This is a genomic window from Bacillus sp. AFS037270 (assembly GCF_002585305.1).
Genome location: NZ_NUNF01000128.1, coordinates 1 through 13,375 on the forward strand (window position 1 = coordinate 1; position 13,375 = coordinate 13,375).

The window sequence follows — 13,375 nt, forward strand, 5'->3', positions numbered from 1 at the left end:
TCGTTATCAATGGGGGTTAAATAAAATGACTCCGGCCCAAAACCGGAGTCATCTACTAGCTGCTTAAAAAGGTCTTTTTTAAACTGTCCACTTTATGGGTCACAGTTCAGATTGAGGGGGAAGTGTTTATTTGAAAATTAATCGTATATCACATTTTTTCCTTCTTCACTTAATTTCTTTAAAGATGTAAGCATATGATTTATCTCTTCATCGGAGTGTCTTTCCCATGAAGCTAATTCAGCTATTATTTTTAGAGGCGATTTAGATCTATATGAGCGTGTTGGGTTTCCAGGAAATCTTTTATCAGTTAAGTTAGGATCATTTTCAAAATCTCCTAATGGTTCTACAATGTAGATTCTTTCTTTTGAATTAGATGTTGCTAATTCAGCACCCCATTTGGCAGCATTTAATGTTGCAGTAAAGTATATATGGTTAGATTTTTTTTCTTGGTAATTTGATAAGTGTTGAGGTTCTAATAAATCACCAATTTCTAATTCTGCTTTAGTACCATGAAAAAAAGGACCATTATCTAAGACATCTTTTTTGTCATTCATACTGATACACCTCTTCTATTTTTAGATTTGTATTTAGAGTATAATATAGTGCAGGAATTACAAAAAAAATACTCTATTAAAAAAATATAAATAACGGTATAATGTAAGTAGAGAGAATGATATTGAGTCCATTCTGTTAATGATTATTTTAAATTTATTAAATTAAATGATACTAATATTTATAGTCCAGCTGCCATTCTAGGCGGCTTTTTCTTATTGTGCTAACGGAGCAGGTTAATGTAACTATTCTTCCGTCAAAACCCATCATAGAGAAAGAGACGCGCTATCCTTTGTTTCACGATACACTCGCATCTAACCCGCATGGTGAATTAGTGCTATCGGATCAAATGGAACATCGTTAAGATAACACTTTACTTGCCCCAAAAATAATCCTTCTTCAGTTGTGTGTTCAAAATCCACTCCGAAGTCTCCAGCAGAAGGAGAAACCCATGTTTAATACTCTAAAGTAATACAAATGGGCAATTCGGTTGCTATATTGATAGTATTTGCCTGCCCAGTCGGCGTTAGGGTCTGCCCCAATATAAGCTTTTGTGTTTTCTAAAGATTGGTGTATCAGTCGTATAGAATGTTCGTTACTAGCGCCAGATGCTGGGGAATGCAGCTCTGAAAGATTTGCTTTCGCCTCAACTAAAAGTACTTCATTGTTTACTGTTTTCCCTAAAGCATCCCATTGAGGACCATATTTTGTCCAGAATTGTTCCAGTTCAAAAGAAAGTTGATCCTCAATTTTTATCCTTTTAATAAAATGTTGATCACTGTATTCAGCATATTCATCCTCTTTTAATGGTGAGACCCAAGGATTTCCAATGTCCCTAGAGTTACTTTGCCTAGAATGGACTTATGTAAGGTCAGTAAAGTCTCTCTTTTTTAGGCTTCAATCGTGTGAGATAGCCAGACTTCAACATTCTATGAAGCTCGTCACGTGCTTTTCATTTTTAGACTGATTTGGCATAACCTTGATCAAGTGTCATTCCTTTTGCATTTGATCTCTTTACAACCTCTGTAATACTGTTGGTCTAAGCAAACTCCTTGATTATCCATTTTTCCAAGGTATCTGCTTGATATTCTTCCACCATAGTTATGTACAATCTTATCTCAGCTTCTGCTCTTGGAACAGTAATTAGTTTTGTTGCCATAAATTCACCTCCTTATTAGAGGAAATTCGCCAAGTTTCTTTTTGTTCCTTTCGACAACTTTTGAACGAATATGAAGAGTAAACAAGGGTATCTTGATATGAGCAAAAATTGGCAAAGAATAGTAAGGGTTTGTCTTATTTGCCTCTAACTGGCATGTATTTTGGTGACATAGGGCAGATAACTCTTGGAGGACCGAATTTTCCTGGGGGAGTCGCTAACGTTGTGAAATATGATTTAGATTTAAGAGTTTTACTACACTTGATGTGCTCTAAAAAAATGACAAATTGACTATCCAATATAGCTGTCAATTTTAATTACTGAGAATCATTTCTTATAATACTTGTGATTTTAGGTCCATAAAAAATCAAGCAAGAAATGATACAATGTAAATTCATAAACGCAGAGGAGTGATTTATATGAATTTACTAGTAACCATCCTGATTTCAGTGATTGGAATTTTGACAGCAATAGGAATAAGAGCGAATTTGGAATAAACAGCAATATACAAATCACAAGAAAACACTATAAGCCATTAAAGCCTGATTTGTATTCAGGGTACATCAAGACATAGGAAAACAGGCGCAGCTATCTTCAAAAACTGCTTGTGAAAAGTTACCCAATAAAATTGACAGTTTGTAAAAGTAATCTCTTATACATTATTAAAAAAGTCTCGAAAATAACTTTTCGAGACTTTTTAGATTTGAAAAGAATTCCTGCGGGTCACTGACTTACTACGTATTTTCAGCGTATATAAAACTCTTAATATAATATATTTTAATATATATGATGAATATACTTTAAATAAATGTTATTTTTAATATTAATAACATTATAATCATTGATTTTAAATATATATTTGTTTTATAAGAGGAGTTGCACATGGTGAGATGGAGACAAAAAGATATTTCCATATGATGGATCTTTTTATAAAATAAGCCAAGGATGACATGATTTTTGAATTTTCATATAATTAATCTCCAACAAAATTACTAGAAGAGTTATACATGAATTAAATGATATTTCCGCCAGAATGTAAATCTCCAACATTCTAAATTAAAGAAAATGTGTTGTACATTTTTATGAATGACTTAAATTACTTTGAATAATGTATTTTAAATAATTTGAGGCAGAATTTTACTCAATTCCAAGTTCTATTGTAATCACTTGTAAAAATAAATTTTTAATAAAGATTTATGGCCATTGCTCTACGTATTGAATCAAATTAATTGAATATCTTTAAAACAAGTTAACTTTATTTAAATGAATATATGAGTTATCTTGATTAATGCGTTCTAGGTATATATTGGTTGTAGAAATATCCGAATGGCCAGCCCAATCCTTAACTACCGCAAGAGGAACGTCGTTCTCAAGCAAAAGAGTGACAAATGTATGACGGAACCAGTGAGGCGTTACACTTAAATTTTTTCCAGCAAGTTGCACAGCTTCCTTCACAATTTTATTCAGGGCAGGGTAGGTTAACCGTCTTTTATTTACTATAGGCTCATTTTTATTGTATAAGGCGAAAAAGAGCGGGCTGGTATCCTGCATATTTATTTCAACAGTTTCGCCCATACTTTTTCGGTAATTAAATAGAATTTCTTTGGTTTCATCTCTTATAGGAATTGATCGAGGTTTATTCCCTTTTCCAATCACATCTACAAATAAAAATCCTTTTCGGCTATATCGAAAACTTCCCCAATTCAAGCTTAAAAGCTCACTTGCACGAAGCCCTGTGGTATAGAGTAGGTAGCCAATCAGCAAATTCCTCTTCTTCAATTGTCCTCGATTTCTCGTTACCTTTACAATTTTAGGAAAAAAGGAAATAAGAAATTCAGCTTCTCTTTGATTCAATTCCCTAACTTGCACACGAGTTTGTGCTTCTTCATGACGAGTTTCTTCTATTTTATAGTGTCCTTTTTTAGACACTGGTTTGGAAATCCAAGTGGAAAGGTGGGCTTTATAAAATTGTGTTTCATAACCAAAGTTCAATAACCTTCTGAAAAACTCCAATTTTCGTATTGCAGATTTAACTGCATACTTTTCATTAATAAATTGGTTATAAGCCTTTACTTCCGGGAATCCAATATCCCGAAAAGAAAGGGAATGGTCTGTTAAAAATGTGAGCAGCGTTTTGGTATCTGAACGATATGCTTTAACCGTATGTGCAGAAAGCCGCTTATCTTGTGGGAAGAGTTTCTCTAGAAAAAACAATTCAAAAAAATCCTGTTCCGCACTATTTTCAAGAGTGAGGTTAAGATTTTCATCAAGTAGATGGCGAGCTTTTAGATTCTCCTGTAAATGGGTTAAGTACTGTTCATCTGTCACATTTTGATTAAGAAGAGTCAAGTAATTCCTTTTTGACCTCCTAAGATTAGTTATAAATAAAAATATTATGTAAAGTAAAGATAACACAGAATATTTGTTCTAACTATAGTCTTCTTTCCAGAATTTTATAAGATTACGATGTCGCAGATTAAGCCTCAGACGAAATTAGATTTAGTTCATAAGGTTAATACCCATTTCATTTTCCTACAGCACAAAATAAATATAGATACTATTTTTCTTATAAACTTATGGAAGGTTAGTATAACAAGCAGAAGTGATACAATAATAAAATAGGTTTTGTTTTAAAGGAGGTAAAACATGGATTTCTTATCACCGAAAGAAACGGCGTTAAAGGTGAGACAGTGGCCTAAAAATATAATAGCGGCGGGTCGTCGTCATACCGTTGGGCTTAAATCTAACGGCACGGTGGCGGCTGTGGGTGATAATAAACATGGCCAATGTAATGTAAGCGGTTGGTTCGATATTGTGGGGGTCGCCGCTGGTAATGTTCATATGGCGACGAACACAGGTAATGCTATACAATCGGTCATAAATCTGACGGTACTGTGGTTGCTGTGGGTTGGAATAAGCATGACCAATGCGATGTTAGCGGCTGGATCGATATTGTGACGGTAGCCGCGGGTTGGCGTTTTACCGTCGGGCTTAAATCGGATGGCACGGTGGTTGCTGTGGGGCGAAATAATGAAGGCCAATGCAATGTAAGCGGTTGGCGTGATATGGTGGCGGTAACGGCGGGTTATCTTCATACTGTTGGGCTTAAATCGGATGGGACGGCGGTTGCTGTGGGTGATAATGAATATGGCCAATGCGATGTTAGCGGCTGGAGCGGCATCCTACTGCTCGGCAATTAGTTTTCGGGTAAAAAGAATACAGTTTCTGCAACTATAAATCAAAAAAGGATAAACATAAGAGGTAAAAATTCCTTCTTCAGCTAACCGAGGCGATACTTTTAGAGGGAGATCGCCTTTTTTCTTTTTGTACAAAAAAAGATTGTGAAACGTTGTACTTAAACTATCTGGCAGGTTAGTGAAAGAACTTTAGAATTCAACAAAAAGAGTTGCTTTTAATAGCAACCCTTTTAAGTCAACTCTTGGGAAATGTTTTATTTCTTATAATTGAGAGATTGCCTGTTGAGTTGACCATGTAGCACTGCTAAATGCATGATAATTTGTAACAGCTGCTTGAAAATCCTTCTCACTTATGGTGGCAGTGGCATCATAAACAACTGCTGTTTGGAATCCATTCTCGATTAAGTCTCTCATATGTGATTCTACACAAATGTTTGATAAGACACCTGCCAAAATCACCTTTTCTTTCCTATGCTGACGTAATTGGTAAACAAGATCATTTGTCTGCGGACTGGCAATTTTATGGGCGGTCGCAATGACAGTTTGGTTAGCTAAAATGTATGGCTTAAGTGAAGGAACCCAGTCGGCTCCTACAGAAGTGTAGTCATTTTGTTTTTGATATACTCGAAGCTTTAATAACATTTCTTGTTCAGCCCCAGTAAATTGCCAACTATAATCATGGGGATATATATAATGGGGAGATATAAAAAGTTGATATCCTTTACTCATGGCTGTACTTATTAGAATTTCAAGGTTACCAAGTGTGTTGTAATGCTCAATAATTTTTTTTGTTAAATGGTATCCTTTACCTCCGGGGGACAGAAAGTCATTTTGTGGGTCTGTTATGACAATAGCTGTATTAGCGGGATTAGGTATAAACATTATTTTCCTCCAATTCACATAAATAAGTTTCCTGTCTTTTAATTCAACTTATGTTCTTTGTTGAATATATATTGATGGTTGCTTGGACAAATTCTATTTTTAATCGAGCTTTGGTATTAAATTGGAATAGTCCCTGTTTCTAGCAAAGGGAAAGTTTGTGAAGAATTGTACTTAAAGTAACGGGTGCTTGAGTTTAACAAAGGGTTGCTGGCTGCGGCTCTTTTTCTTGTTCAACAAACTGGCAGTTTAGTGGAAGATGAAAAATGCTCAAATCGTGGTTTATTGACTACTTCAATTTTGTTACAATTATTTTTGAAAAGTTATTAATATATTAAGATAAACAGTAGAATGAGGTAATGCAGTGACAAATTTTATGTACATATTTTGCTTAATGGTATGGGGGTTAAATTTTATTGCGGTAAAAATTCAAGGAACACCCGTCAGTTTGGAATTATCATTATCATATCGTTTAGTTATGACAGCTTTTTTATTTTTAGTTCTTGTGTGGTTCCTTAAACCCAATGGGAGACCACGTACAAAAGATTTCCCGTTTATTATAGTTTTTGGTGTATGTAACTTTGCATTAAGTTATCTGTGCCTTTATTACGCCACAATTTTGAGCTCTGCTGCCATTGTAACTTTAATCTTTTCGTTAAAAGTGATATTGACTCCGATTGCTCTCCGTGTTTTTTTAAAAGAGAAATTATATTTTCGCGTGTTAATTGGGGGAATTCTAGGGGTATTTGGAGTATGTGTCCTAATCTATCCGAACTTAAATGATTTTCAAGGACTTACTGATTTAAAAGGAATCATGATTGCTTTGTTAGGTACGATTCTAACAGCTGTTGGTGATGCAAGTTCTGCAAGAAATGCTAATAGAAAGATTAACCCTATCTATGCAAATGCTATTGGTTTTACAATTGCTGGTGTTTTAATGGGGGTAATTGTACTGTTCCAAGGAAATAAAATTATACTTCCAACAACAGTTACATATTTATCTGCTTTGCTATATTTAACTTTGATTGCTTCTTTTATGGCTTGGCTATTTTATTTAAAACTTGTAGAAAAAATTGGAGGGGCAAAAAGCGGGTATATGGTAGCTCTATTCCCAGTAATTGGAGGGGTTGCTTCTGTTTTAATTGGTGAATCAACTCCATCAATTTATTTGGTAATAGGGTGCCTTTCTAGCTGTATTGGAGCTGCAATTGCTTTAGGGGTTAGAATTCGAAGTCAGAATAATGATCTTCCTGTAAATACTAATTAAGAAAAGACTTCCTTATTAAGCGGGTGCTTTACTTTCACAACAATTGGACTGTTTCGGCAGTCCTTTTTCATTTTCGTTATTCAACTAAATGGGCAGCATTCCTGTAATGAAGAAATATGAGGTTTGAATATAAAAAAGCCCCTTGGTAAGATATGAGTGTCCAAAGCTTCGCGGCAAAAAGGACACAAACATAAATACCAGGAGGCTATTTAAATGAATTATAACCAAAATGAAAAGATTGCTCAAATTACTTCTCAAACATTAATTATAGGTGTTGATATTGCTAAATACAAGCATGTGGCAAGAGCCCAAGACTTTAGAGGTTTAGAAGTTTCGGCACCATTATACTTTGAAAATACAAATTCTAGCTTTAACTGTTTCATAGAGTGGATTAAAAATTTAATGGGTCAAAACAAAATGGAAAAAGTGATCGTAGGAATGGAGCCGACAGGTCATTATTGGCTTAATTTAGCTCACTTCCTTAAGGAACAAACAATCAAGTTTGTAGTCGTAAATCCTATGCACGTAAAGAAAAGCAAGGAGTTAGATGATAACTCTCCAACTAAAAATGATGTAAAGGATGCAAGAGTTATTGCACAATTGGTCAAAGACGGGAGATATGCTGAACCTAATATTCCACAAGGAGTATATGCAGAACTCCGAGTGGCTCGAAAAATTCGTGATCTCTTATCAGTTGATCTTCAAGCAGTTCAAGGACAAATCCATAATTGGATAGACCGCTACTTTCCAGAATTCCTTACGGTATTTAAAGATTGGGAAGGTAAGGCTGCAATTCAACTATTAAAACTTAATTTATTGCCACATGAATTAGTGAATCTCTCCGAACAAGATATACTTCAACACCTTCGAAAAGCTGTTAAACGTGCAGTGGGACTCAGTAAAATAAAAGAACTAAAGCAAGTGGCAGTGGATTCAATTGGCATTCGTGAAGGTTCGGATATGGCTAAATTAGAGCTAAGCACGTTAATAGACAAATATGAACTTATAAAGGAAAAGTTCGAAGAACTGGAGTCTAACATAGATAAACTTCTTGAACAAATTCCAGGCGTTGAACAAATGTTGGCGATTAAGGGAATAGGCAAAGATACGATTGCAGGCTTTTATTCGGAGGTAGGGGACATAGGCAACTACACCCACCCTAGGCAGATTATCAAATTGGCTGGGCTGAACCTAAAGGAAAATACATCTGGAAAGCACAAAGGACAAACCAAAATTACTAAGAGAGGAAGGAAGACTCTTAAGAGCACTCCTTTTTCGAGTAGCAATGCCTTTAGTAGCTAAAAATACCGCCTTTAAAGCATTACATCAGTATTTTACAAAACGCACAGATAAACCTTTGAAGAAGATGCAATCGCTAATTGCGATATGTAATAAGCTCATTCGTATTCTGTTTACCATCGGTAAAAAGCAGTGTGAATTTAGTGAAGAACGTATGTTAAGGGACATTCCTCATATGTCCGAATTGCTGATAGCAGCTTAATTTCTCTTGTTGTATTTAATTGTTAAGTAGTTTAATTTTTAGACATTTGAAGCACGGATTAGTCAGTAAATCAACTAAACTACGGGCAAGGACCCTGTCGGGCAGCATGACTGACATCCACCTCATGGAAAGGTTGGACGAAGGAATTTTGGAGCAAAGACTCTGTGAGATATGGGAGGGTTGACCTCCATGAGTAAATGTGGACATCCACCAGTGCAACCATACTTTAACTTGTTATCCATATTTTGGATAAGGATGGTTTGGTAGCTATTAGTCGTTTTTTCACTTTGCCCCCCAAATTTATCCTTGAATACACCTTTATTCCAGGCTACAAAAAAATTTTAAATCAGACTACTGCGTAATTTGGAGAAAACAAGAGAAATCGGGAGATTTCCCTTTCTATATAGAGGGAGTTTAGTTGAAGAAGGGAACACTTTAAAAAAACGAATACGCAATAAAAATGGTGCTTCACAACAGTGAAAGCACCTATATTACGCACTAATCCCAGATACGGATTCTTGGAACACCTGCGGTTCTTAAATAATCTAATAACTGACCAGTATGAACAGATTCGTGATAAGCAATGCGTAGGAGTATATCCCCCAGGTTTCTTATGTATCCTGCATCAGAACGGTCAATCTTAATATTTGTTAAGTCTTCTTCAGAAAATGATCTGATTGTATTTATGAATTGATTACGATAGGGTTCGGCAAATTCCAATTCAGAATTTACAGAAGTAAAAGGTCTGTTTTCAAAAGGGGAATTAAAAACAGATAAGCTTCCTTGATTTTTAAGTGCAAGGTGATAATAATGTTCGCTTTCCAGTATGTGCCTGACCATTTCTTGGCAATTCATTGCTTCATTATCTGGCTTCCAACATAGTTTTTCTTCAGGAATAGATCTCTAGACTTTTATGCTTCTTCTTTTTACTTCATTTAAGTTTAAGATAATTAATTCAATTGAATTCATAAAAGTTCCTCCTTTGATAAGCATATTATAATTATACACGAATGAACGTTCGTGCCAATCTGAAGGAGGAATATTTTACAAAATTTAGTTGTACTTTATACGAATGGTGCAGAAGAAAGAGGTGCTGCATTTAAAGGATTGTTTCTTTGTTGTTGAACAAACGTGGCAGGTTAGCTTAATAAGGAGATATGAAAAGAAATTCAAAAATCAACACAAAAAATTTGAGATAGTAAAATACACCCAAAATCCAAATGTAAGCGTTATACTTAAAGATTAGGTATATGTATTTTATTTGATATTTAGTATCTTAATTAATATAGGTTTTGTAAAAACAGGAAATGGGGAAAGACACTGAAGAAGATACTCGTTTATCCAATTTTAGCTGTGATGTTAAGTTCTGTATTAGGAGCTTGTGCATCACAAAATGCACAAACTCCCAAACTAAAAGAAGAACAGGCAACTGAAAAGAATGCAGGAACAGAAGTAACTAAAATAAATACTTCCCATTGGTCCTATGAAGGGGAAACAAGCCCCGAGCACTGGGGGGAATTAGATCCAGCTAACTCAGCCTGTGTAAATGGTAGTGAACAATCGCCAATTAACATTGAATTTTCGCAAGTTGAGAATGAACAAGCTGCAGAAGACCTTCAAATTAATTATGAACCGACGTCATTTTCACTCATGAACAATGGTCATACTGTACAGGCAAATGCTGCAGGTGGTAGTAACAGCATACTCATTGAGGGGAAGGAGTACAAGCTTGCACAATTTCATTTCCATACCCCAAGTGAGCATCAATTCAACGGCAAAAACTATGAAATGGAGCTTCACCTTGTACATAAAGATTCAAATGGAAAGATTGCTGTCCTTGGAGTGATGATTCAGGAAGGTGAAGAAAATAAAAATCTGGCAGCTGTCTGGGATATTCTACCGAAAGAAGAAACAGATAAAGAAATTCCCTTGAATGAGTCAGTTGATTTAAAGGCTTTGCTTCCTGAAGATCAAACTGCATTTCATTATGAGGGTTCATTAACGACCCCTCCTTGTACAGAAGAGATAAAATGGACCATTTTTGAAATGCCGATTGAAATGTCAAAAGAACAAATTGAAGCATTTCGAAAGATTTTCCCAGATGATCATCGTCCAGTTCAATCTCTAAATAATCGTAAAGTCATAAAAAGCTAAAATATCCACGTTAATAGATTGTTATACCCAACGGGAGCGTTGATCAAAGAGAGATTAACGCTCTATTTGTTGAACTTACTTATTGAACAAACTGGGCAGTTTAGCTGAAGAAGGAATTTCCATTTGCTATAATGAACTTATATATAGATGCCAGATAGATTTTACCACTTTGTAGGGGTGAAAATTATGAGAAGTGAAAAAGTCATGTTTGATTTAATTTTAAATGTTGCCCAAAAAGATGACAGAATACGTGCAGTCTATATGAACGGTTCAAGAACCAATCCTAACGTTCCAAAAGATATTTTCCAGGATTATGATATTGTTTATGTAGTGACGGAAACCACGTCATTTATAAATGATAAAAAATGGATTACTATTTTTGGTGAATTAATTATGATTCAGGAACCAGATAAAATGGACAAACTTATTGGTTTGGATAAGGATTATGAAAGTTCTTATGGTTACTTAATGCTTTTTAAAGATGGAAATCGTATCGACCTTCGTATTCAAACGAAAGAAGCAATGCTGGAAGTGTATAAAAATGATAAACTTACCCTTCCATTATTGGATAAAGATAATATTCTACCTCTTATTCCTTCTCCGACAGATATTGACTATCATGTAAAAAAGCCAACAGAACCATTGTTTATGAGTTGTACCAACAATTTTTGGTGGTGCTTACAAAACGTTGCAAAAGGAATTTGGCGAGATGAATTGCCGTATGCCAAACTCATGTTTGAGTATACCACTAGGGCTTCTCTGGATGAGATGGTATCATGGTGGATTGGGATAAAAAATGACTTCAAAATTTCCACTGGAAAAATGGGCAAGTATTATAAAAAATATCTTCCTACATCTTATTGGGAGATGTATAAAAGAACCTATTCTGATGCTGATTATGTTGATTTCTGGAATTCGATTTTTATCACATGTGATTTATTTAGGGCTTTAAACATTTTTCATTTAACTATCCTGAAGAAGATGATGTAAACATGACGCAATACCTTAAACACGTAAGAAATTTACCTGCTAAAGCAAATGAAATTTATTAAATGGAATCGAAATATGGTTTATTTTAAACTCCTTTATCAACTCTCACAGTAAGGAAATGCCTAATTTGCTGCCAATCAAGGTGGCATTTTGTTTTTATGTCGCATGGTTTGTGAAGAATTGTACTTAAAGTAATGGGTGCCTGAGTTTAACAAAGAGTCGTAGCTGCGGCTCTTTTTCTTTTATGCAGCAGTTGACGTATCTTAGTTACCTTTTAAAGTGGTCAAATTGTAAGGAATAATTAAAGAAAACTTTACTTCTTTTTAATACAAACTAAAAAAATAAAAGCTAAAATTATTGTAATTAACCGGATGAATAACCACAAATAAGGAAAGACAAATATTATTCATGAAGGAAGGATGGTATTTATGTATATTTCCTATAAAAACTATCAAAGAGGAATTAATAATTTGGTGGTAGTAGAAAGCAATGGAGTGGTTACCACAAGTTTAAAAGATAAGGAAACCGCTATACGTACTCATAAAAGAAAATTAAAACGATTAAGGGCTAAACAAAAGTGAACAAAACGAGCATTAAATTATACAAATTTGTGAATCTATACTTACAGCACTAACGTGGCAGTTTTGTTGAAGAGAAGTGTTTAACTTGTGTTCAACAATCGGGCCATTTTGTGGAATAACACCTTTAAAGAAATTGGATATCAATGTTAAAGTTTAGTAAAGAGGGCTAATGTAAACTACAAATGAATAGAAATACTTATAAAAATAAAGTAGTATCAATAATTAAAGAGAAATGTTAAGGGGAGGAAACATATCGCTCCGTTTATCGTCCTGATCTTATCATTTTTGATTTTACGCATAACTGGTGTTTTAGGAATATCATACTTTGACGCATGGGATACTTCTTTACGAGTTGCTGTTGCTCTGATGTTCTTATTAACGGCTACAGCTCATTGGGGGAAGAGACGTCCTGTTCTTATCAAAATGGTACCACCGGGTGTACCGAACCCAGAGTTCATAGTCACCATTACTGGAATACTTGAGATCGTTGGTGCTATAGGTTTACTGATTCCACTTACTTCAAGAATTCCTTCAATTGGTTTGGCATTGCTACTTATTTTTATGTTTCCAGCTAATATTTATGCTGCAAGAAAAGGAATTACATTTAGCGGAAAACCTAGTACTCCTTTATTTTCTCGAACAATCATACAAATCATATTTTTGACAGCAGTTATATTGGCCGGATGAAGGTTCTAACAGTTTTTTTATTTTACAATCGAGGCGCGTTTGGTGTAACACACTACACTTAAAAACGCATAATGGATACCCGTAGGATTGCCGAAGGAAAAAGATGAAGGTAATTGGGGTGAAGAACGATGAAGAAGCTGTCAAGGTTGCGTAGACGGATTCGAGAATGGCTAAGAAAGAGGAGAGAACGGAAAGAAGAGAAGTCACTCCCGAGTTTTGGAAACCGTTTGATTAATGACTATGAGGAACAATTGGAAAAGCCAAAAGAATTTTATCAAAATGAAAAACCAACCGGGGAATAGTCACTGGGTGCGATGTATCTATAACGGAGGAACGCTTTTTTTCTATAAAAAATAAACCAGATAATAGAAGTTCCTTGTTGTTCCATTAAAGGGCGCTTTTCTTGAATAA

The 13,375-nt window shown here is 34.9% G+C and carries 7 protein-coding genes and 4 pseudogenes; 7 read left to right on the forward strand and 4 right to left on the reverse strand.

Annotation, left to right across the window (positions count from 1 at the left end):
- Window positions 1-137: 137 nt before the first annotated feature.
- Window positions 138-554: an NAD(+)--rifampin ADP-ribosyltransferase gene (arr, locus tag COD92_RS31140; protein WP_098532294.1), complete on the reverse strand. Its 417-nt coding sequence runs from the start codon at window positions 552-554 to the stop codon at window positions 138-140.
- A 2,393-nt stretch (window positions 555-2,947) separates the two neighbouring features.
- Window positions 2,948-4,057 carry a tyrosine-type recombinase/integrase gene (locus tag COD92_RS31150; RefSeq protein WP_176541382.1) on the reverse strand — a complete coding sequence of 370 codons (1,110 nt, stop codon included), beginning with the start codon at window positions 4,055-4,057 and terminating at the stop codon, window positions 2,948-2,950.
- A 297-nt stretch (window positions 4,058-4,354) separates the two neighbouring features.
- Here COD92_RS31150 and COD92_RS31155 point away from each other — a divergent pair.
- Window positions 4,355-4,893 (forward strand): annotated as a pseudogene (locus COD92_RS31155) (RCC1 domain-containing protein); the annotation flags it as partial.
- Between the two features lie 273 nt (window positions 4,894-5,166).
- Here COD92_RS31155 and COD92_RS31160 read toward each other — a convergent pair.
- Window positions 5,167-5,787 (reverse strand): cysteine hydrolase family protein, encoded by a 621-nt coding sequence (locus COD92_RS31160; protein WP_098532296.1) that lies wholly within the window; start codon window positions 5,785-5,787, stop codon window positions 5,167-5,169.
- A gap of 361 nt (window positions 5,788-6,148) precedes the next feature.
- On the opposite strand from COD92_RS31160, the gene COD92_RS31165 reads away from it, so the two are divergent.
- Together COD92_RS31165 and COD92_RS31170 are read left to right on the forward strand one after the other, a co-directional pair.
- Window positions 6,149-7,051 (forward strand): DMT family transporter, encoded by a 903-nt coding sequence (locus COD92_RS31165; protein WP_098532297.1) that lies wholly within the window; start codon window positions 6,149-6,151, stop codon window positions 7,049-7,051.
- A gap of 213 nt (window positions 7,052-7,264) precedes the next feature.
- Window positions 7,265-8,552: pseudogene (locus COD92_RS31170) on the forward strand (IS110 family RNA-guided transposase).
- A gap of 498 nt (window positions 8,553-9,050) precedes the next feature.
- On the opposite strand, the pseudogene COD92_RS31175 reads toward COD92_RS31170, so the two are convergent.
- Window positions 9,051-9,521, reverse strand: a pseudogene (locus COD92_RS31175) (DinB family protein).
- A 387-nt stretch (window positions 9,522-9,908) separates the two neighbouring features.
- Between COD92_RS31175 and COD92_RS31180 the strand changes: the two are divergent.
- The 4 genes and pseudogenes from COD92_RS31180 to COD92_RS32450 all read left to right on the forward strand — a co-directional run bounded on the left by COD92_RS31180 (window position 9,909) and on the right by COD92_RS32450 (window position 13,266).
- Entirely contained in the window at window positions 9,909-10,706 is a 798-nt protein-coding gene (locus tag COD92_RS31180) for a carbonic anhydrase (protein WP_098532298.1), read from the forward strand.
- A 186-nt stretch (window positions 10,707-10,892) separates the two neighbouring features.
- Window positions 10,893-11,758, forward strand: a pseudogene (locus tag COD92_RS31185) (aminoglycoside 6-adenylyltransferase).
- A gap of 804 nt (window positions 11,759-12,562) precedes the next feature.
- The gene (locus COD92_RS31190) at window positions 12,563-12,964 is read left to right on the forward strand and encodes a DoxX family protein (RefSeq protein WP_306418579.1); all 402 of its coding nucleotides are present in this window, start codon (window positions 12,563-12,565) and stop codon (window positions 12,962-12,964) included.
- A gap of 128 nt (window positions 12,965-13,092) precedes the next feature.
- Window positions 13,093-13,266 (forward strand): hypothetical protein, encoded by a 174-nt coding sequence (locus COD92_RS32450; protein WP_176541383.1) that lies wholly within the window; start codon window positions 13,093-13,095, stop codon window positions 13,264-13,266.
- Window positions 13,267-13,375 lie beyond the last annotated feature (109 nt).

Coding starts and splice junctions, on each gene's coding strand:
- COD92_RS32450 (WP_176541383.1), top strand. CDS start 13,093: ATGAAGAAGCTGTCAAGGTTGCGTAGACGGATTCGAGAATGGCTAAGA.
- COD92_RS31180 (WP_098532298.1), top strand. CDS start 9,909: ATGTTAAGTTCTGTATTAGGAGCTTGTGCATCACAAAATGCACAAACT.
- COD92_RS31160 (WP_098532296.1), bottom strand. CDS start 5,787: ATGTTTATACCTAATCCCGCTAATACAGCTATTGTCATAACAGACCCA.
- arr (WP_098532294.1), bottom strand. CDS start 554: ATGAATGACAAAAAAGATGTCTTAGATAATGGTCCTTTTTTTCATGGT.